General features: G+C 43.0%; 19 protein-coding genes. 16 read left to right on the top strand and 3 right to left on the bottom strand.

Going from position 1 to position 20,281, the window contains the following annotated elements; all coding sequences use genetic code 11:
• Positions 1-78: 78 nt before the first annotated feature.
• Genes J1N09_RS10845 through J1N09_RS10835 form a run of 3 tightly spaced genes read left to right on the top strand, consistent with a single transcriptional unit; the run spans position 79 to position 3,163 of the window.
• The gene (locus J1N09_RS10845; protein WP_265200220.1) at positions 79-840 is read left to right on the top strand and encodes a glycosyltransferase family 2 protein; all 762 of its coding nucleotides are present in this window, start codon (positions 79-81) and stop codon (positions 838-840) included.
• 11 nt (positions 841-851) lie between these two features.
• Positions 852-2,090, top strand: coding sequence for an MFS transporter (locus J1N09_RS10840; protein WP_265200219.1), 1,239 nt, complete (start codon positions 852-854; stop codon positions 2,088-2,090).
• Positions 2,087-3,163, top strand: a complete 1,077-nt coding sequence (locus tag J1N09_RS10835) for a glycosyltransferase family 4 protein (protein ID WP_265200218.1) — start codon at positions 2,087-2,089, stop codon at positions 3,161-3,163. Before J1N09_RS10840 ends, J1N09_RS10835 begins: the two co-directional genes overlap by 4 nt.
• Here the strand turns inward: J1N09_RS10835 and J1N09_RS10830 are convergent.
• Both J1N09_RS10830 and J1N09_RS10825 read right to left on the bottom strand, forming a co-directional pair.
• Complete coding sequence (locus tag J1N09_RS10830) at positions 3,153-4,100, bottom strand: hypothetical protein (protein ID WP_265200217.1); 948 nt, start codon at positions 4,098-4,100, stop codon at positions 3,153-3,155. The genes J1N09_RS10835 and J1N09_RS10830 overlap by 11 nt on opposite strands.
• 9 nt (positions 4,101-4,109) lie before the next feature.
• Positions 4,110-4,706, bottom strand: coding sequence for a class I SAM-dependent methyltransferase (locus tag J1N09_RS10825; RefSeq protein WP_265200216.1), 597 nt, complete (start codon positions 4,704-4,706; stop codon positions 4,110-4,112).
• Positions 4,707-4,762: 56 nt separating this feature from the next.
• Here J1N09_RS10825 and J1N09_RS10820 point away from each other — a divergent pair, with 56 nt between their 5' ends.
• The 6 genes from J1N09_RS10820 to J1N09_RS10795 all read left to right on the top strand — a co-directional run bounded on the left by J1N09_RS10820 (position 4,763) and on the right by J1N09_RS10795 (position 10,515).
• On the top strand, positions 4,763-5,674 hold the full coding sequence (locus J1N09_RS10820) for a glycosyltransferase family 2 protein (RefSeq protein ID WP_265200215.1): 912 nt from the start codon (positions 4,763-4,765) through the stop codon (positions 5,672-5,674).
• Positions 5,664-6,224: an L-threonylcarbamoyladenylate synthase gene (locus J1N09_RS10815; RefSeq protein WP_265200245.1), complete on the top strand. Its 561-nt coding sequence runs from the start codon at positions 5,664-5,666 to the stop codon at positions 6,222-6,224. Before J1N09_RS10820 ends, J1N09_RS10815 begins: the two co-directional genes overlap by 11 nt.
• 60 nt (positions 6,225-6,284) lie before the next feature.
• Positions 6,285-7,712, top strand: coding sequence for a CCA tRNA nucleotidyltransferase (locus tag J1N09_RS10810; RefSeq protein ID WP_265200214.1), 1,428 nt, complete (start codon positions 6,285-6,287; stop codon positions 7,710-7,712).
• Between the two features lie 147 nt (positions 7,713-7,859).
• Complete coding sequence (locus tag J1N09_RS10805; RefSeq protein WP_265200213.1) at positions 7,860-8,873, top strand: COX15/CtaA family protein; 1,014 nt, start codon at positions 7,860-7,862, stop codon at positions 8,871-8,873.
• Between the two features lie 39 nt (positions 8,874-8,912).
• Positions 8,913-9,419, top strand: a complete 507-nt coding sequence (locus J1N09_RS10800; protein ID WP_265200212.1) for a plasmid pRiA4b ORF-3 family protein — start codon at positions 8,913-8,915, stop codon at positions 9,417-9,419.
• 37 nt (positions 9,420-9,456) lie between these two features.
• Positions 9,457-10,515 (top strand): nucleoid-associated protein, encoded by a 1,059-nt coding sequence (locus J1N09_RS10795; protein WP_265200211.1) that lies wholly within the window; start codon positions 9,457-9,459, stop codon positions 10,513-10,515.
• A 32-nt stretch (positions 10,516-10,547) separates the two neighbouring features.
• On the opposite strand, the gene J1N09_RS10790 is transcribed toward J1N09_RS10795, so the two are convergent.
• A complete protein-coding gene (locus tag J1N09_RS10790) occupies positions 10,548-11,639 on the bottom strand; it encodes an acyloxyacyl hydrolase (RefSeq protein ID WP_265200209.1) in 1,092 nt (363 codons plus the stop codon).
• A gap of 192 nt (positions 11,640-11,831) precedes the next feature.
• Between J1N09_RS10790 and J1N09_RS10785 the strand changes: the two genes are divergently transcribed.
• The 7 genes from J1N09_RS10785 (at position 11,832) to J1N09_RS10755 (ending at position 20,248) form a co-directional block, all read left to right on the top strand.
• Positions 11,832-12,731 (top strand): ABC transporter ATP-binding protein, encoded by a 900-nt coding sequence (locus tag J1N09_RS10785; RefSeq protein WP_265200207.1) that lies wholly within the window; start codon positions 11,832-11,834, stop codon positions 12,729-12,731.
• 1 nt (position 12,732) lies between these two features.
• On the top strand, positions 12,733-13,578 hold the full coding sequence (locus J1N09_RS10780) for an ABC transporter permease (RefSeq protein ID WP_265200206.1): 846 nt from the start codon (positions 12,733-12,735) through the stop codon (positions 13,576-13,578).
• Between the two features lie 100 nt (positions 13,579-13,678).
• The gene (locus J1N09_RS10775) at positions 13,679-16,084 is read left to right on the top strand and encodes a gliding motility-associated C-terminal domain-containing protein (protein ID WP_265200205.1); all 2,406 of its coding nucleotides are present in this window, start codon (positions 13,679-13,681) and stop codon (positions 16,082-16,084) included.
• 122 nt (positions 16,085-16,206) lie between these two features.
• Entirely contained in the window at positions 16,207-17,871 is a 1,665-nt protein-coding gene (locus J1N09_RS10770; RefSeq protein WP_265200204.1) for a hypothetical protein, read from the top strand.
• Between the two features lie 287 nt (positions 17,872-18,158).
• Positions 18,159-18,755 carry a DUF4405 domain-containing protein gene (locus J1N09_RS10765; protein ID WP_265200203.1) on the top strand — a complete coding sequence of 199 codons (597 nt, stop codon included), beginning with the start codon at positions 18,159-18,161 and terminating at the stop codon, positions 18,753-18,755.
• A 1-nt stretch (position 18,756) separates the two neighbouring features.
• Positions 18,757-19,287 carry a TPM domain-containing protein gene (locus J1N09_RS10760; RefSeq protein WP_265200202.1) on the top strand — a complete coding sequence of 177 codons (531 nt, stop codon included), beginning with the start codon at positions 18,757-18,759 and terminating at the stop codon, positions 19,285-19,287.
• A 97-nt stretch (positions 19,288-19,384) separates the two neighbouring features.
• Entirely contained in the window at positions 19,385-20,248 is an 864-nt protein-coding gene (locus J1N09_RS10755) for a hypothetical protein (RefSeq protein ID WP_265200201.1), read from the top strand.
• Positions 20,249-20,281: the final 33 nt, after the last annotated feature.

The raw sequence follows: 20,281 nt of genomic DNA, 5'->3' as shown, positions 1-20,281 counted from the left end.
TAAAATTGGAAGTTTTGCCATTGTACTGAGCTGTGGAATCCTTGTAAAATTATTACTTTTACCCAAACTAGCGGCCTTTTGAAAGACCAGATTCCCATTTCGGCTCTTGCCATTACCCTTAACGAGGAAAAGAATATCGATGGATTTATCAAAAGCCTGTGGTTTGCCGACGAGATCGTGATCGTGGATTCCTTCAGCAAGGATGAAACGGTTGCCCGTGCATCATCCTATCCTAATGTGACCGTTCATCAACGGAAATTTGATAATTTTTCGTCTCAAAAGAATTTTGCCATTTCCAAAGCTGCGAACGACTGGGTTGTTTTCTTCGATCTCGATGAGGAAATCACCAAACCCCTGTCCGAGGAGATTACAACTACCATTCAAAAGAGTTCGGCCAGTGCATTTTATGTAAAACGTGATTTTTATTTTATGGGGAAACGAATAAAATACAGCGGGCTGCAAAACGACTGGGTAGTGCGAGTATTCAATAAAGAAAATTGCCGTTATAACGATAATCTGGTACATGAAGTGCTAGACGTAAATGGCTCCACAGCCAAACTAAAATCGCGGGTTCCACATTACACTTATCAAGGTATTGACGATTACACAGCAAAAATGCACCGCTACAGTGCTTTACAGGCAAAAATGTTATACGACCAGGGTAAACGCCCCACATTAATGCACTTCTTTTTTAGACCGCTTTACAGGTTTTGGCACCAATATCTCATCCGACTCGGGATCCTTGATGGCAAAGAAGGCTTTATCTTAGCATATATCAACGGGTTTTCTGTTTTCAAGCGCTACGTGAATCTGTGGCTGCTGTACAGGAAGATTAACTAACCGAATTCAAGATGGAAGCAATCACTAATCAGAAAGGACACAACTGGACTACATTTATTCATATGACCTCCAGGGCACTGGAGCGAGCTTCTTATTATGGTATAAGAGGCTTACTGGTCCTTTACCTCACAAGTGAGGTATTCGCCATGGATCATTACCAGGCAATTGGTATATATGGTTGGCTAGCGGGAACAATAGTGGGAGCCGAAATTCTTGGAGCACTGTTAGGCGACCTGATCCTCGGTAATCGAATAGCTGCCATAATTGGGGCTGCAATCCAGGCCATAGGAGCCTTTGTATTATGCCTGCCCATGGAATTTACCGTTTATGCGGGAATTGGATTATTAGGACTGGGTGCAGGGATCTATTCTCCCAATCTCCTGAGTTTGTTTGGAAAGAACTATTATTATAGGAAGCATAGCATGGACAGTGGTTTTACTTTCCTCTATTTTGCCATAAACATCGGTGCATTTCTTGGAACACTGATAATTGGCCTGCTAGGTGAAGAAAGCTTCGTTCTTGGTTTTATCCTTGGAGGAGTCCTGTCGCTTTGCGCGATGATATCAATGTTCTTTAGTCCGAAATTAGATATCAAAGAATCTAAAAGTCTGGCTACAAGCACTTTTAGTACGCGTGTCATTTGGATTGGGGCAGCCATATTGATCTCTGCATTCTTCTGGGGACTTTATGAATTTGGGGCAGGAGACATGTATGTTTTAGGCTATGATGTGGGGCAATCTGCAAATACCTCATCATTCTTGAACAGGATCTGGTCTTCCATGAATTCAGGGTTTGTACTCATTTTTGCCCTGGTATTTGGTTTCCTTTGGATGGTTATTAAACTGAACAGGGTAATGAAGATAGGTATAGGATTTATTTGCGCTTCTCTAGCTTATGCCCTGGTTTTGATCATCTCACCCGACGGATCCGGATTGAATACGGCGCTATTTATCTTCGGAATGATACTGGTAGGCCTGGCCGAAATTTTCGTGGCTCCTACCATCCTTTCCCTGATCACAAAACACAGCAATCCGAAATACCTCGCGATAATCTTGTCGATCGCGTATTTGCCGGGAAGGTTGATGTTTAGAGTTGTTGGCCTGGTTACTCCATTCTTCATGGAATTTATGGGCTATCCCGGATTAAAGATCGGTCTCGCACTATACCTCATCTTCGGTATAGTTTTAATTGCATTCTCCGGCTTCGTGAAGGAAAATCCTGATGCTGCACCCTCAACCGAGTCAGTATGAAAACATTATTCCTGGAATCTCACAATATCAAGAACAAGTACTCCGGTTTCGGTCAGTTCAACTATCACCTGATCAAAGGAATTGCAGCGAACAAGCCATCCGAATTGGAGATCGTATTGCACGCCAAAAACACAAATGCCCTGGAGGAAGAATTCGGTGATACATTCAGTTATAAAAAATACCGCTCGATCACCCGTCATAAACCCTTCAGAATAAAGAAAAAGTACAACCTCTGGCATTGCCTTAATCAGAACATAAAGATCGAGCCTTACTTTGATATTCCTTATTTACTTACGGTTCACGATATCCATTTTATTACTGAAGGCAGCGAAGGCCTTCAGGAGAAGTTAAAGGCAAAATTCAGGGAGAAGTTAAAACGAGCTACGGCTATCACCTATATTTCGGAATTCGCCAGGAAAGACACTCATGCACATTTCGAAGTTCCCAATGTGCCGGAGTTTGTAATTCACAATGGGAATACGATAACTAATACGGATATTCCAGAGGATTACGCGCCTCCTGTATTCCCGGAGAAGCCTTTTTTGTATTCCATTGGCGACTTCAGTGAGCGAAAGAATTTCATAAGCCTGGTGGAAATGCTGCGTCTCCTACCCGACTATAATTTGGTGCTTTCGGGTAGTGACTCTTCAGAATACGCAGAGAGATTAAAGGAAAAAGTAAACGAGTACAGCTTGAACAAAAGGGTCTTACTCACAGGAAAGGTAGCGGATACCGAAAAGAAATTCTATTTAAAACACTGTGATGCCTTTGTTTTTCCTTCTCTGCGTGAGGGCTTTGGTATTCCACCCATCGAAGCTATGAGATATGGAAAACCGGTATTCATCTCCAATAATACCTCCTTACCAGAAATTGGTGGCGAACATGCATTCTACTGGGATCATTACGATCCGGAATACATGAAAGGTATATTAGAAAAAGGGATGCACGCTTTTCATGAAAACAAGGCGTTTTACGAAAACTGGTATATCGAAAGGGCTAAGTCCTTTAATTGGAACGAAACGGCCTTGGAATATCTAAAGGTGTACAGTGAAATTTTGCAGATCAAAGATTAAATATGGGGCGAACCCAATTCTCTACTCGATATTTTGACAATACTGATTCTGTGACTTCTGCATAAGGGCTATTCACAAACTCCGAAGGTATATGATAGTTGTTTTCATCTAATACAAGGATATTTTGCGAATCGTAAAAATCATAATTTACTATATCCTTATTGGTAGTAATTAGCTTTTTTCTATGTCCGAGTGCTTCCATACACCTGAAGGAAAGTCCAATTTGATCGCTTCGCTGAATCTCCAGGAGAATCTTGCAATTTTTTATTTTTTCTGAAACATCTTCAATAGAGAACTGTTCTGTAATAATTTCAACGTTCGTAGCTGGCATATCACTTCCGTTATAGACCAGGATCTTATAAGTCCAGGCCTGCTGCTTTATATACGCCGCGAGTTTCTCAAGAGCAGGAAATCGAAAATCAAAGGTCGAAATATTAAAGAACTGGTATTCATATTCGGACCTGTCACTTTCATCATAGATATAATTGGTTAGAAATTGAAATCCGAATTTTGCCACATCTTCTTTATCGTAGCTATAGACTGTGTCGAAGAAGGATCCAATCTCTGCTTTTCTTGGGAATCTTCGGGTGCTGTCGTAATAATAGGCGAGGAACTTGTTTGTATAACCTTTAATAAAGCCCAATAGCTCATCATCCAGCATATCAGGACGTATTATAAAGATCGTATCCTGTTTTCCTAACTCAGAAATGTTCGCTTTCAGTCTTTGACTTACGAATGTTTTCTTGAGATTCTTTCCCAGGAAGGTTTTGGAGATAAAATTGCTGGCTTTGTGCATAAAATTTCGGTACGCAAAAGCCGGCCGATCTACATATAGTATGGATGCATTTACACCAGGATAATCATTGAGAGCTCTCGCGATGTGAAATGTATACCCAAAAGCATAGGGTGCTATAACAAGTATTCTTCTATTAGTCATACCATAGAGTTACACAATAATTCCTAGTCCATTATGGTAAGGATAATTATATACGCGCTTTCCGGTAGCTTTGGCAATATCAATTACCGCTCTGCGGACTTCAGGAAAACTCTCCGTGTCATGAAAGATAGTACAGCTACTGTGCTGTGACGCCCAAAGACCACATTCGTAGGTCTCTTTATAGTTATGTACAATATCTACATGAGCAAAATCGTACTGTTTTTGATCCTCTTTGATCCAGTCCCGATAATCTGACTTTATTAATTCGATATTCTTGTATTCGGCTAAAGAAGCCTTTGTTTTATCGTAGTGATCCCCTTTAAAATCGGTATGTTCATCACCAATAAAAATATCAACACCAGTCACTTTTTTAAAGTAATTAGAAAACACCACCGAAGAATATCCAAATTCCACACCGAACTCTATACAGGAGTCTCTGCCTATATTAAATCGTTCCAGTATATCTTCAACAATTAGTTCTAATCCCGCCCAGGCAGTAACCACATCTAACATTTTCTCCGGTTTCCGCTTGTTTGTGGGAATATACTTCTCCATTGGAAGTCTTCTGTGCAGTTGATATTGCCTAAATTTCGATCGTAGGCCCATATGTTATTGTATTTTTAACGAAAATAAGGAAAAGTCTTCGCTTGAACAGATTATCTATGATTGATGTTGCAGTCGTTTTAATTAACTATAACACTTCCAAATTCACTTTGGAATGTATCAGGACTGTTGTAGAGATGACTTCAGATAACATTTCTTACCAGATTATCGTTGTCGACAATAATTCGGAGATCGAAGACTATGAAAACCTGAAAAAGAATTTCCCCTCAGATCCTCGATGCAAATTAATGCGGTCCGAGGTCAATACCGGATTCGGTGGTGGGAATATGTGTGGAGCAGAACATTCGAATGCCCGCTATGTTCTATTTCTGAATAACGATGCCCTCCTCATAAACGATTGTTTATCTCTTCTAACCAACTATATGGACCAACATCCTCATGTAGGTGTTTGTACCGCACAGAACTACGATGAGAACGATCAATTGGTTCCTTCCTTCGATCATAACAAAGGTTTTCGCCGACTCCTTTTCGGAAGGGGGTTCCTGGAAAAGACCAACCCCAATCGATACCCGAAGCGAAAGATTGAGTACAAAGAACCTATTACCGTTGATTGGGTGAATGGGGCTTTTCTTTTCTTCAGAAAGGATGCTTTTGAAACTATTGGTGGATTCGACACTAAGATCTTTCTCTATTGGGAAGAAATGGATCTATGTCACCGACTTCGGAAATCAGGTTATAAAACGGTACTTGTACCTGAGGCCAAAATACTCCACTATCAAGGGGTTAGCATAGGCAAATCCAGGGAGATAAACAAAGAAGCCTATCGTTCCTACCTGTACGTTACAAAGAAAAACTTCGGATTTCTGAAGTTCCTGTTCATCAAGTTTTATCTCTTCATCGTACTTTTGCTAAAACCAAAGAAATGGTATCTCCTTTCCACCATAGTGGGAGGCGGATACATGAAAAACTCACTTCGTGAAAAACAAGAGGAACGAACATATGATGGATGAGGTAAGAGAGGCGCTCGCTGTCCTGAAACGCGGCGGTCTCATCCTCTACCCTACCGATACGGTATGGGGAATTGGCTGTGATGCAACGAATCCATCGGCCATCGAAAAAGTCTACGCATTGAAGAAGCGCCACGAAAGCAAGGCCCTCATTTGCCTGGTCTCCGATTTTAAAATGCTGAGTCAGTTTGTGGAAGATGTTCCTGAAGTGGCCTATGACATACTTAAATACGCTGCCAAACCAACAACTATTGTTTACGACAATCCTATTCGAGTGGCAGAAAACCTGGTAGCTGAGGACAATACCCTGGGAATTCGGGTGGTAAGAAATACTTTTTGCAACGAATTGGTAAAGAGGTTTCGGAAACCTATTGTTTCTACATCGGCTAATCCAAGTGGTTCTCCTACTCCTTCAAATTTCGAGGAAATCGCTCAGGAAATCAAGGATGGTGTTGACCATATCGTAGATTGGGACAGGAAGAAGAATGGAAGCAAACCATCCGCAGTGATCAAACTAAGTAAAGATGGCAATGTGAAAGTCCTGAGAAATTAACAGTGTTCCATCTTGTAGGCAGCCTGCCTAAATCGTAACTTTGCCAGAGTTTTTCTGAAGATGTCTGGAGCGTATAAAAATGCCATATCAGACCCGGTTTTTCGGGTGATCACACAAGCGGCCAGTAACCTCGATCTCGAGTGTTACGTTATTGGTGGTTATGTGCGAGATTATCTGCTCGATCGAAAAAGTGCCAAGGACATCGATATCGTTGCTGTTGGTAGCGGGATCGATCTTGCAAACGAGGTATCGGCTTTACTACCGGGCAAGCCAAAGGTTGTGATCTTTAAAACCTATGGTACTGCCATGCTGAAGTCGGCGGGAATCGAGCTGGAATTCGTTGGAGCCCGAAAAGAGAGCTACAGCGAGGATAGCAGGAAACCTTCCGTAGAGAATGGCACCCTGGAAGATGACCAGAATCGCAGGGATTTCACGATCAACGCACTTGCCTTGAGCCTTCAGGAAGAAAGCTTCGGCAAACTCCTTGATCCATTCAACGGCCTGAATGATCTTCAGAAAAAAATAATTAGAACCCCTTTAGACCCAGATATTACCTATAGCGATGACCCGTTGAGGATGCTTAGGGCAATCCGTTTTGCAACACAACTGGATTTCACCATCGAAGCCGATAGTCTGGAATCAATAACACGGAATGCCGACCGGATCAAGATCATATCTAAAGAAAGGATTATAGACGAAGTCAATAAGATCCTTCTTTCAGACAAACCATCAAAAGGCTTTGCTTTACTGCGGAAAACTGGATTGCTTAATCATATTTTCCCTGAATTACTTGCGCTTCAGGGAATAGAGGAAGTAGAAGGGCAACGTCACAAAGATAATTTCTGGCACACCCTCGAAGTGGTTGATAATATTGCCGAAGCCACTGACAACCTGTGGCTGCGGTGGGCAGCACTATTGCACGATATCGGAAAAGCACCTACCAAACGCTTCGATAAAAAGCTGGGCTGGACCTTCCACGGACATGAATTCGTAGGGTCGAAGATGGTGTATAAACTGTTTAAACGAATGAAGATGCCGCTTAACGAACACATGAAGTTCGTTCAAAAGATGGTATTGATGAGTTCGAGGCCCATAGTGTTGGCTTCAGAAGTTACAGATAGTGCAATACGCAGGCTGGTATTTGATGCAGGCGATTATGTGGATGACCTTATGACACTTTGCGAAGCGGACATCACCACAAAAAATCCGAAACGATTTAAAAAATACCACCAGAACTTTCAGCGTGTCCGAGACAAGATCTTGGAAGTTGAAGAGCGAGATCACATTAGAAACTTCCAGCCACCCGTGAGTGGCGAAGAGATCATGAAGACCTTCGATATACAACCTTCCAGGGAAATAGGAATCATAAAAGACGCAATAAAGGAAGCCATACTCGAAGGTGAAATTCCCAATGAGTACGAGGCTGCGAAGCAATACATGCTGAAGAAAGGGAAAGAGATCGGATTGAAGGTGAAGAGTGAAGGGTGATGAGTGATGAGTAAGATGTTGTGGGTTGTGGGTTGTGGGTTGTGGGTTGTGGGTTAACCTACTAACAATCTAACATACTAAAATACTAACACATCAACCTACCAACATATTGAAAATACTAATCTAGTAGTATAAAAAAGTACGGCTATGAAGGACAATAGAAAAGTAATTACCTGGCTACTTATTGGATGTACACTGATTTTCGTGATGGTTGTGGTTGGAGGAATCACACGCTTGACCCACTCAGGTCTGTCAATGTCGAATTACCGGTTAATTTCCGGGACCATTCCACCTATGAATCAAATCGAGTGGAAGGAAGCATTCGACCTTTACAAACAATATCCCGAATACCAGAAACTGAACTACAATATGACCCTGGAGGAATTCAAGGATATTTATTTCTGGGAATGGATACACCGGGTCATCGGTCGCTTCATTGGTATTGTCTTTATAGTACCATTTCTCTATTTTCTTATTCGGAAACAACTGTCCAAACCTACCATTCGAAAATGTATAGTCTTATTGTTCCTCGGAGGATTTCAGGGCTTTCTGGGCTGGTACATGGTGAAAAGCGGGCTGATAGATCGACCTGATGTAAGTCATTACCGACTTGCTATGCACCTAACAACGGCTTTCCTAACCTTTGCCTTCACACTTTGGGTTGCCCTTGACCTGATCTATCCCAAACGGAAACAGATCGAAAAGGGTTTCAGAAATTTCATCCGCTTTGGATTAGTTATTCTTCTGCTTCAGATCATCTGGGGTGCTTTTGTGGCGGGCTTGGATGCGGGTTGGATCCATAATAACTGGCCTTTAATGAGTGATGGAAAACTCATCCACGAAACTGTAACCATGGAACAATCGCCAGTCTGGAAGAACTTCGTAGAAGGTAAAAGTGGCGTTCAGTTTGTACACCGTTACCTGGCCTATATAGTTGTAGCTTTTATTATCGCCATCTGGTATAAGGCGAAAAAGAAGGCGACAACAGCCCTTCAGAAGAAAGGTGTTAATTGGTTATTGGGACTTGTGATCGTACAATTCGTACTGGGAGTGTTTACGCTGATCCTGCAGGTACCGGTATGGCTAGGCGTTCTGCACCAGGTAATGGCATTCTTCCTTTTAGCAGCTATGACATTCACGCTTCACAGGTTCTCAAAATAGATCGGAAAGAAGTATCTTTGCAGTTCAAATTAAGCTAAAATGATCTACCGTTTCAGAGTGATCCTGGACACACAGGAAGATGTATTCCGGGATATCGAGATAGAAGGAGAAAGCACTTTCGAGGATTTCCACAACAGCATAACGCAGTCGTTTGGATTTGGCGGTCAGGAAATGGCCTCTTTTTACCTCAGCAACGAATTGTGGGAACAGGGAGAAGAGATCGCTTTGTTCGATATGGGTGAGAAACCCGGAGATGTTCTTGTCATGGCACAAACTTCACTGGACTCATTACTGAATGAAGACCAAACTCGTCTCATCTACGTTTACGACTTCCTTAGTATGTGGACATTCATGGTTGAACTGGCCGAAATTGCCGAAGCAGAAGAGGGCCGCTCTTACCCGAACCTGATGTTCGCGCACGGTCAGATTCCCGAAGAAGCACCCGAAAAGGAGTTTATCGCTGAAGGTTCAGATGACGATGATGAAGAGATGGGATTCGACCCTGAAGATCTCGAAAATCTCGATTTTGACGCAAACTGGAACTAAGACATATACACTTCAAAATTAATACTACTACCTCCAAATGATCAACCTATACAATACCCACATTGCTTCTTTATCAATTCACAGAGTAGGTAACAAAAGCAGGAATGAAGGAATTCTACTCTCAGAGAATCCTCATGAAGCAGATGATGAGCTTACTCCATTGCTGAAAGAGTTCTTTCTGAAACCGTTTCGCGATAAAGAGGAGAGTTATTTTCAGTTTACACATGAAGCCGACCTTGAGTTCCACGACCTCTACAATATGGTGAGTTCGGTTTTTGATACGCCGGACAGTATCCATGAAGTGAGTAAAAAAATTACAAAGTACTTATTCGATCAATCGATGCACCCTCATATCAAGAGCGGTGAAGTATATGTAGCCTATCTTGAAGGGCTTCAGCTGGACAATGAAAAAGTGGATGGTATTGGTATTTTTAAATCTGAATTAAAACAGGATTTCCTTCAGTTTTCCGAAGGTGAAAATCAGCTGCTGGCACAACTTCAGCAGGGAGTAGGCCTGAATAAACTCGATAAAGGTGCCATCATCTTCAACGTTGAAAAGGAAGAAGGTTATAAAATTCTTTCAGTAGACAGTAACCGCTACGATACGCGTTATTGGCTGGAAAACTTCCTCGGTGTAGACACCTTTGCCGATGACAATTTCTTTACGAAACGCTATCTCAAGTTCTGCCAGGACTTCGCAAAAGACGTGGTTTTCCCGGCCGAAGATAAAAAAGAAGAGGTAATGTTCATGAACCGTGCGGTGAACCACTTTGCCAAGAACGATCAGTTTGAGGAGACAAACTTTATGAACGAAGTGATCGATAACCCGGAACTGATCCCGGAATTTCGGCATTACAAAACAGAGCGAGCTCCAAAATACAGTATAGAGGACCTTACCACCTTCCCTATCGCCAATACAGCGGTAACTGCTGCGAGGAAAAAGATCAAGAACGTGATTAACCTGGACACGAATATCCAGATCAAGATGGATTTCATCAACCCGGAAAGCGCCGAGCGTTTTGTGGAAAAAGGCTGGGACGAAGAGAAGCAGATGTACTACTATCTCGTCTACTTCAACCAGGAGCAGAAATCCTAGTGGAATTTTATTTTCCTTCGGAATAAATTACTTCAGAAACGATACCCAAGCCTAAAATCAAAGAAGTCGGCCACGTGTCCGTGGGCTTTTAGGTTCATACCGACGAAGATGTTTTTAACGAATTCATAGGTCAAACCATACCGCTGATACACATCATCGGTATCTCGAAAATCACGATAGTAATAGAGTCCGAATTGCTGACTGAACGTAACCCTACCCAACCAGAATTCATGGCCTGCCAGGACGGCTCCCTGATGAAATGAATCATCTGTGCCGGCCAGTTTGATCTTCTCCCTCCTGGAATAATCTGCAATCCACTCAGTACCAATGGTAAGGGCACTCCGCCCTCCTATCCATCGACTGTAGTTAGCAGCCAGTCCGAACACATAGAACTTATCCTTATCTCCAACATTAGCGTTGCTCCATCCGGAGAAATGCGTTAGGGTAATTCGTTTTCTCTGCTCGGGTGGTTCACGTTTACCATTTTTTCTTACTTCAGGAAAGCTTATTGGAGTTAGGCTTGTGTTCAAACCTACACTCAAAGACGGAAAATTCAATCCTTTGTTCGGCGTTTGTTTACCTCCGTTGGAAATATGATTGTATTTGGCGGCAAGTCGTAAATTCAGTTTATCCGTAATGCGATAGTTCACACCTGCTCCTACCAAAAGAAAATAGGCCAACCTTGTACTATAAGAGAGATTTAATGGATTACTCACTTCATCGTAGGGATCTGTGAGGTAAACACCGCCTAATCCCGCCCGAAAGAAGAAATTGGTTCTTTTATGAGTTCGCATATATGGTTCCAGGTATCCTAACGCACTAAATCCGCTACCCAATACATCCGGGCTGTCCCAGTTCCAGTAGGCAACGCTAACACCTACCCGTGGAAAACAATTACAAAAATCCCAGGACTTCTTAGTAATGAGGTGCTTGCTCCAGTCCAGTCGGATCGCCACAGGATAGGAATCATCCAGTTCGCGTAGAAAGTCTGTATGCTTCAGCAAAGCCGCATAATCGAAACTAATTCCCAAGACGGTAGGCCTGCTATCCACAAAGGTCGAGTCCTTTTGGGCCTGTAGACCAAACGTAGCCAAAAATACGATCAGAAAGGAGAATTTATTCATAGCCAATTTCAACTAACTAAAGATCAAAAATACAATGCGAATTGTCAAATAAATCTCAATATCCTATTCTCGTTAATTCTTTTTTATGGTTGGAGATTCGTAGTTTGCCATCTGAGAGCCTTAATTTTTCGTTTTTGTAACAAAAATTGTAGCGGTTCGTCTTACACATAACTATCAACCAAAACATCTTCTGTGAATACAATTCTCACGCTTAACAATATAACCAAGAAATTCGGTCCCTTAGTTGCTGTGGACAATCTTTCATTCAGCATAGAAAAAGGTAACGTATATGGTATCCTTGGGCCCAATGGAAGTGGTAAGTCCACAACCCTCGGGATCGTACTCAATGTAGTTAACAAGACCAGTGGTAATTTCAGCTGGTTCAATGGAAATGAAAGCACGCACAATGCACTAAAAAAAGTAGGCGCCATTATCGAACGGCCCAATTTTTATCCTTATATGTCCGCTGCCCAGAACCTGGCCCTGGTTTGCAAAATCAAGGGGGTTTCCGAAGATAAAATTGAAGAAAAACTGGAAATCGTTGGACTATTGTCCCGGAAGGACAGCAAATTCCGAACCTTCTCACTGGGGATGAAACAACGACTCGCGATCGCTTCTGCCCTGTTGAACGATCCGGAGATCCTGATCCTGGACGAACCAACCAACGGACTCGACCCCCAGGGGATACACCAGATACGCGAGATCATTACAAGGATTGCTTCAGAAGGAACTACCATTCTACTCGCCTCTCACTTACTGGATGAGGTTGAAAAGGTCTGTTCCCATGTTGTTATCCTCCGAAAAGGACGCAGTCTGTATTCCGGTAGCGTTGACAATATGATAGCAAGTAACGGCTTCTTCGTACTTCAGGCCGAAGACATGGAAGCACTGGAAACAGAATTGAAGCAGAATGCTGCATTCAACAATATAAAACGGGAAGGCGACTCTTTTATCGCTTACCTGAAAGAGCCTATGGATGCTTCAACATTCAACAAAGAGATGCATGCGAAAGGAATCAATTTATCGCATTTGGTAAAACGTAAGGAAAGCCTGGAAGAACAATTCCTTGAAATCACTAAAAATCCTAACTAGCATGCTACGACTACTCAATATAGAACTTCATAAACTCAAGTATAACAAGACCGTAAAGGTCATTTCCATAGTATATTTTGCACTTATCTGCTGTGTGGCACTTATCGTTTCCATCGAATTTAATTTCGGTGGAGTGAAATTCAGGGTAGCCGACCAGGGGATATTCAATTTCCCTTTTATCTGGCACTTCAATTCGCATATCGTTGCCTGGCTGAAGATCTTCTTCGCGATAGTTATAGTCTCCATTGTTGCCAATGAATACAGCTATAGAACGCTAAAACAGAATCTAATTGACGGACTCAGCAAAAAGGAATTCATCGCTTCAAAATTTTTAACGGTAGTCCTTTTTAGTGTTGTTTCTACGATATTCCTGTTTGTCGTTTCCATGATCCTTGGATTGATCTTTTCCGACTACAACGAGATCGGGATCATCTTTAGCGATATGCAGTATATAGGCGCTTATTTGCTGAAATTAATCGCTTTTTTCAGCTTCTGTATGTTCCTTGCTATCCTTGTGAAACGATCGGCTTTTGCACTTGGGTTCCTTGTGTTGTGGCAAGTGATCGAAGGAATTATAGCCATACTTTTTCAGTATATCAATGTAAAAACAGATGGAGAGTTGAACCTGTTCGAAAGCGTTTATAATTTCCTACCGCTAAATGCTATGTCGGATCTTATTGTAGAGCCATTCACCCGCTTCGGAGCGGTACAATCGGCTGCGAATCAATTGGGAGAGAGTTTCGACAAGAGTTACGACGTCCCTTGGTATTCGGTATTAATTGTTATTGGTTGGACCTGCCTTTTTATTTACTGGTCCTACGCCCTGCTGAAAAGACGCGATTTATAAATCCCGACTTATTGTAAGGTTCGTGCGCATTCTGCTACAGATAAATCTGTATCTTTAGGCAGCTATGAAGCAGTACCGGGTTATTCATCAAATTGTTCTTTTGGGGTTATTACTCTTCCCTATTGGGTTATTCGCCCAGGATGAAATCAGTCTTTTTGCACAGTTTAACGGCCGAAACGACTACCTGGCCTTTGGGAATACCATGAACACCGTTGAAAATACCGGTCAGACACCTCCTGCAATTTGTGAGATCCTAACGGAAAGTAGCGCAGATTATGCATTAGGACCCGGGCAAACCCCTATTGCTGCACTTTTGTACTGGGCCGGAGTTGGGGAAGGTGATCTTGAGGTCGAACTAAACGGCATACCTATTACTGCGGAACGGGTTTTTAATTTTGAATTGAATCCACCGTTCGTCTACTTTGCGGCCTATGCCGACGTTACGGATCAGGTAATCCAGACAGGCCCCGGGACCTATACACTTTCTGAACTCGATTTAACCGAATTGATCCCGGACTACTGTACTAACACCACCAATTTTGCCGGATGGGCGATCAATGTTATTTACGAAGACCCCAGCTTACCGCTGAACCAGGTGAACGTGTTCGACGGACTGGAAGGAGTTTCAGCTGTAAACAATGAACTGACCATACTGATCGATAATCTGTTGGTTTTGGACAACAACGGAGCGAAGATAGGTTTCACAGCCTGGGAAGGTGACGCATCACTGGCGAACAATGAAACGCTCCAGATAAATGGAAATATTATAAGTAATCCTCCACTTAACCCTGCGGACAACCAGTTCAACAGTACAAACAGCTTCACGGGAAGTCCCGACCTCTTCAATATGGACCTGGATTTCTACAATATTGAGAATAACATTCAGCCCGGCGATACTTCAGCAACTATAACACTTACTTCTGCCCAGGACCTGGTAATGATCAACAACGTGATCACTGTCCTGAATACCGAACTTCCTGATGCCACTATCGAGATCGACGATGCCTTTGGCGCAGATGAATGTGGTGATCGCGATATCACGGTGGAATACACCGTATACAATGTGAACAGTACGGATGTTCTTCCGGCAAATACACCCATAGCCTTCTATGCCAATACTACGCTTATAGGACAATCGGCAACTGTGAATGAACTCCCTATAGGTGGATCGGAAAGTGGTTCTATCGATCTAAGTATTCCAATTGATATTCCCGGAAACTTCGAATTGAAGGCTTTTGTGGATGATAATGGTAGCGGACAAGGAGTAGTTCAGGAATTAAACGAAGACAATAATGGATTTATAATCGATTTCCAACTACTTGTCTTTCCTGAAATAGTTGGTTTAGAAGACCTTGAATTATGCGATGTAGTTGGTGTTGAACTCTTCGACCTTACCGAAGCGACCAACCAAATCGATCCTACAAATACCATTACCTATCACACTTCGGAAGACGATGCCCTGAATGATGTGAACCCAATCGGTGATCCAACTGCCTATCAAAATGCAACCAATCCCGAAACCATCTGGATACGGGTCTCCAACCCGGATTGTTTTGTGGTGGACAGTTTTGAGATCGAAGTGATCGATTGTCCATTACCGGATGCAACCATTGATATCCTGGAGCCCTTATACGCCTGTCGTGGCAGGGATTTTACCATAAACTACGAAGTGTTCAACCTGGAATCTACAGGTCCACTTCCAGCCGATACACCTATCGCATTTTATATCGACGGTGTACTCATAGCCCAGTCGGAAACACAAAACGTAATTCCTATTGGAGGTAGCGAAGAAGGTTCAGTAAACTTGTCTTTGAGTCCTTCAGTACCAGATGAATTCCTGCTTTTCGCCATGGTGGACGATGTAGGTGATGGTACAGGCATTGTTCAGGAATTAAATGAATTCAACAACGACAACGATTCGTATACGGTCTTCGGAAGTATTCCTCCTATTGGCGAACTCCCGGATCTGGTGGCCTGCGATGAAGGTTTCAATATTGCGACTTTCGATCTTACAGAGCAAAATGAAAATATCAGCGGTGATCCTAATGATGTGATCACCTATTACACCAATGAAGCCGATGCGATAGCTGGTGTAAACGCCATTCAGGATCCTGAGAATTATATGAACTCGATCGATCCTCAGCGTATTTATGTGCGATTGGACAATATTATTTGTTTTACAGTAGGCTCGTTCAATATCACCACTGAAAATTGTCCGCCTTTCATTCCGCAGGGATTCTCACCCAATGGCGACCAGATCAACGATGAATTTGAGATCACCGGACTACTGAATGTCTTCGAGAACTTCAACCTGAAGATCTATAGCCGAAAGGGTAACCTCATCTACGAAGGCGGTAATGAGGATGGTTTCTGGAACGGTATCCCCAACACAGGACTCCTGTATAGAGAACAAATCGTTCCTACGGGCACTTATTACTACGTGCTTCAGTTAAATGACCCGGAGTTTCCGGAGGCGTTCCTGGGGTATGTGTATATCAATTATTAACTGTCATTCAGAGCGCAATCAAGAATTTCGTCCATAAAGGGATGCGGTTCTTCCATTACTTTTCTCATTCTTCTTATCTTTAAGTGTTTCTGAAATTCTTGATTAATCCAACCATCATACGAATGAAAAATGCGTATCTCCTTCTCCTTGTGTTGCTCACTATTGGCTGTAACAATTCAACAACGAACAACGAACCAATAAACAATAAACTTCAGTCCTCGAACTCCTACGAAGACCTGATATCCCTGTTCCACGATTGGCGGACCTTTGAAAAACCCCCAACCAAAGACGGAGCACCCGACTACACAGCGGAAACCTTTGAAAAAAGATGGCCGGAATTTGTGAACCTGCGTTCTCAACTGAAAGCGATTGATACGACAAACTGGTCGATACCCAACCGCGCTGACTGGATGATCGTTTGGGCAGAGATGAATGGTTTCGATTTCAACCACAATATCCTGAAACCCTGGGTTAGGGATCCCGCCTTTTATAAGTCGGTTTGGACCTATAAAAGTGATGTCCCGGCTCATGAGGGCCCGACACATCACGCTGTGACCGAGCTGTGGTCCTATGAATTTCCATTGAGTGAAACAGAGCGCAAGAGCCTTATCAACGACCTGAAAGTAATCCCTGCCCTGAACGAGCAGGCCAAACAAAACCTTAGCGGAAACGCTAAGGATCTTTGGATCGCAGGAATTCGCGATATCAAGACCCAAAGTGAGGTACTGAAAGGTCTTCTGGAGCGACCTGAAATTGCTTCGGATGGAGAATTAGAGAAATTTACCATGGATGCCATTAATGCCTCCGATAAACTTGTGACATGGCTGGAAGGTGAAGCGGAAAAGAAAACCGGGCCTTCGGGAATTGGCAAAGATAATTATACCTGGTATATGCAGAATGTTCATCTCGTTCCGCTAACATGGGAAGACGAAGTTATGATTCTGAAAAGAGAGCTTGCCAGAGCGTGGTCTTCACTGAAGCTGGAAGAGCACCGAAACCGAAACCTACCACAAATGGAAGCTGCTGATTCGCCGGAGGCATACAACCAGATGGCTGAAGAAGCCGCCCGTAGTCTGATGGATTTCCTGGAAGATCAGGATATCCTCACGATAAAGCCCTACCTCGAACCAGCCCTGAGAGAACATTTGGGAAGTTTTATTCCCGAGGAAGAACGAAATTTCTTCCGAATTGGTCAGCATTATGATCCCCGACCCTTGTACTCCCACTTCTACCACTGGTTTGAATTAGCTCGCATGGAGAACGAACCTCATTCGAGTGAAATACGTAAAGGGCCTCTGCTGTACAACATCTTCGATTCACGAAATGAAGGTACAGCTACGGCCGTGGAAGAAATGTTTATGCATGCCGGATTGTATGATGACAGTCCGAGAACCCGGGAGATCGTCTATATCATGATCGCTCAGCGGGCTGCAAGAGGCTTGGGCTCGCTTTATGCCCATGCCAATGAAATGACCATGGAGGAAGCGGGTGGGATCCATTCAGAATACACACCGCGAGGCTGGATGAAAACCGAAAAAGAACTACTTATCTTCGAGCAGCATCTGTATTTACGTCAGCCGGGCTACGGCACCAGCTACATCACCGGGAAGCACCTGTTGGAAGCGGCAATGGCCGATTACGGACTTCAACAGGAATTGCAAAACGAGGCTTTTATAGCCAAGGACTTCTTCGATACTCTGAACAGCATGGGGAATATCCCGATCTCACTGGGACATTGGGAAATGACCGGTTCAGACAGGCATATGGGATCTATTTATGATGAATAGGCAAGATTCTCCAAGCTTAAAGACAATAAATAGTTAAGGAACGAGCCAGGCACTGTTAGCTCTGCGATCACCAGGAAGTGAATATTGACATTCCGTTTACAGACGGATTGGTAAACGACTTCTCGTGGTCTGGTGAAGGGTCTTCAAGACGCCGGTAATTTTTCCTCTCTCAATCCATTTCCATCATTATTCCCGACAATGACCCCTGTCATGAATTAAGCCCACTTCCGGCTGTATCTTTATCGTTTTGAACTTCAATATAATGGAGTTCTAATAACTGTTGGATTATGAAAAGATCTCGGAAAAATTTCGTTATCGATAGCTTGGCATTTATGTTCTTTCTATTCCTGGTTTCAACGGGGATAATCCTGCACTATCTGCTTCCCCATGGAAGCGGGGGCTCACGATCGATCTGGGGGATGAGTCGCCATGATTGGGGAGATATACATTTCTATGCTTCCATTGGTTTCCTTGCTATACTGGCCATCCATCTCATTCTGCACTGGAACTGGATCGTAAACCTTATCAGAGGAAAAAAACGAATGGCCTCCGGAAGAAGATCGCTGCTGGGCCTTGTAGGCGTATTTTCTATTATTGCCGTAGCGGTATCACCATTGCTCTCCCCTATAGAAGGTGCGAAGAAATCAAATGTGGAAGCAAAGCACGAGAAACATATTTCGGAAGCTGAGAGTGATATTAATGGATCGCTCACACTTGGGGAAGTACAGTCCAAAACTAAGGTACCTGTTTCCTACCTTATCAAAGAACTTGGACTTCCTGAATCCACTTCAGCGGAAACAAAACTGGGAAAGTTGAAAAATCAGCATGGCTTCTCAATGGACCGGGTAAGAATGCTCATAGAAAACTACAAACCACCGAATTGAGATGACACCTAACCTCACATTGTTTATAAGCACGGTTTCGAAATTTTCACTTTCGATTTTCGTACTTATGATGTTAACGGGATGTGCAGATATTAAAACCGGGGCTAACGAATTTCCGGAACCCTTTGGATATGTAACCGACCTGGAGGATCTTTTTTCCGAAGCAGAAGAAATAGAACTGGAATTGTTTATCGAGGAATACGAATTCCAATCGGCCAACGAAATAGCAATTATCACCATAAAGGAGATCCAACCCTACAACAATATGATGATCTACGCTACCGACATCGCCAATCACTGGGGCGTGGGTAAAAATGATAAGGACAACGGACTATTGATCGCTATTTCCGACTCCCTTGGAAGAACTGCTATTGCTACTGGAGAGGGGACGGAAGAGGCAATTAGTGATGAATATTGCGAGATCATTATTGATTCCATCATGATACCCAAATTCAAAGAGAAAGAGTACTATGAAGGTGTGCGGCGGGCACTATTACTTCTTACAAGAGAATGGGATGATAGCGATAAGTAGCATTCATTTCGTACGTCAAAGAACCAAAGATTGAATTTATCTTCATACTATTTCGTTTGAATCTTCGTTTTTCATGTAACTAATTTTATTTGATATTTTGAAAAACACCATCATTCTGGTTCTTGCCGTGCTATCGATAGCCGCTACCAGGAAACCTTCAGTTCAACCAACCTTCGACCTGAACGTTGCCCTTGAAAAAGGGTACGTAGATGTAGCTATAACAGGAAATCCTGAAAGCTCTCATTATCTCAAACCTATTTTTGTTGAATTACAAAACCTGAAATCGGACCCTATAAAAGTCCGTATTCCAAATGGGTTGCAATTGCATGCTCCGGATGTTCAGGATGTGATCGTCACTAAAGAAGAAATGATCACTCTGGCACCCAACGAGAAGACTTCGCGTGAGGTCTATGCCATGTGTACGCAGCAATATTTATCCGCCTCCAACAGCGAATCGAATTTTACCGTTGGAACATTGGCAACGGGTGATCTTGCAACACTTGCTGCGGAAATCCAACGAAGCGAGAATTACAGCACATTGGGGCAGTACGCAATATGGGCAATCACCGATGAAGAACCTCTGAACACCATTAGTGGCTTTGATATGGAAGAGGCGACACGTCTTAAAACTTATGTTGCCAATCTATTGGAGGTCCCGGTGCCAGAATACGACCCGGATGACTACCTTACCAACTATCATGACGACGGATTAATAAAAAGAGCGATCACCAGTAAATTCAAGTATCGTTCGTTGGGTGGTGCTAAAATTAGTATTGCCATGTTCGATGATGAAGACCGAATCGTTCGGGAACTTTACAACGATCCATTCGTTTCAGGAGGAGAACATGAATTCGAATTCAAGTTTGACGCCGAAGTTTACAGGGACAAGGCCTATTTCATTCGTATGATCGTGGATGATGAGATCAAGATCAATATGAAAATGGAGCCAAGAAACGGCTAGGTCTGGCGTTGTAAGGTGGTTGAAAATTGTGTA

Source organism: Aureitalea sp. L0-47 (assembly GCF_026126405.1).
GTDB lineage: Bacteria > Bacteroidota > Bacteroidia > Flavobacteriales > Flavobacteriaceae > Pukyongia.
This window is presented reverse-complemented; position numbering and strand designations above follow the sequence as displayed.

Excerpts from the sequence above, each read along its gene's own strand:
- J1N09_RS10840 (WP_265200219.1), top strand. The coding sequence starts at position 852 with ATGGAAGCAATCACTAATCAGAAAGGACACAACTGGACTACATTTATT.
- J1N09_RS10835 (WP_265200218.1), top strand. The coding sequence starts at position 2,087 with ATGAAAACATTATTCCTGGAATCTCACAATATCAAGAACAAGTACTCC.
- J1N09_RS10830 (WP_265200217.1), bottom strand. The coding sequence starts at position 4,100 with ATGACTAATAGAAGAATACTTGTTATAGCACCCTATGCTTTTGGGTAT.
- J1N09_RS10825 (WP_265200216.1), bottom strand. The coding sequence starts at position 4,706 with ATGGGCCTACGATCGAAATTTAGGCAATATCAACTGCACAGAAGACTT.
- J1N09_RS10820 (WP_265200215.1), top strand. The coding sequence starts at position 4,763 with ATGATTGATGTTGCAGTCGTTTTAATTAACTATAACACTTCCAAATTC.
- J1N09_RS10815 (WP_265200245.1), top strand. The coding sequence starts at position 5,664 with ATGATGGATGAGGTAAGAGAGGCGCTCGCTGTCCTGAAACGCGGCGGT.
- J1N09_RS10810 (WP_265200214.1), top strand. The coding sequence starts at position 6,285 with ATGTCTGGAGCGTATAAAAATGCCATATCAGACCCGGTTTTTCGGGTG.
- J1N09_RS10805 (WP_265200213.1), top strand. The coding sequence starts at position 7,860 with ATGAAGGACAATAGAAAAGTAATTACCTGGCTACTTATTGGATGTACA.
- J1N09_RS10800 (WP_265200212.1), top strand. The coding sequence starts at position 8,913 with ATGATCTACCGTTTCAGAGTGATCCTGGACACACAGGAAGATGTATTC.
- J1N09_RS10795 (WP_265200211.1), top strand. The coding sequence starts at position 9,457 with ATGATCAACCTATACAATACCCACATTGCTTCTTTATCAATTCACAGA.
- J1N09_RS10790 (WP_265200209.1), bottom strand. The coding sequence starts at position 11,639 with ATGAATAAATTCTCCTTTCTGATCGTATTTTTGGCTACGTTTGGTCTA.
- J1N09_RS10780 (WP_265200206.1), top strand. The coding sequence starts at position 12,733 with ATGCTACGACTACTCAATATAGAACTTCATAAACTCAAGTATAACAAG.
- J1N09_RS10770 (WP_265200204.1), top strand. The coding sequence starts at position 16,207 with ATGAAAAATGCGTATCTCCTTCTCCTTGTGTTGCTCACTATTGGCTGT.
- J1N09_RS10765 (WP_265200203.1), top strand. The coding sequence starts at position 18,159 with ATGAAAAGATCTCGGAAAAATTTCGTTATCGATAGCTTGGCATTTATG.
- J1N09_RS10760 (WP_265200202.1), top strand. The coding sequence starts at position 18,757 with ATGACACCTAACCTCACATTGTTTATAAGCACGGTTTCGAAATTTTCA.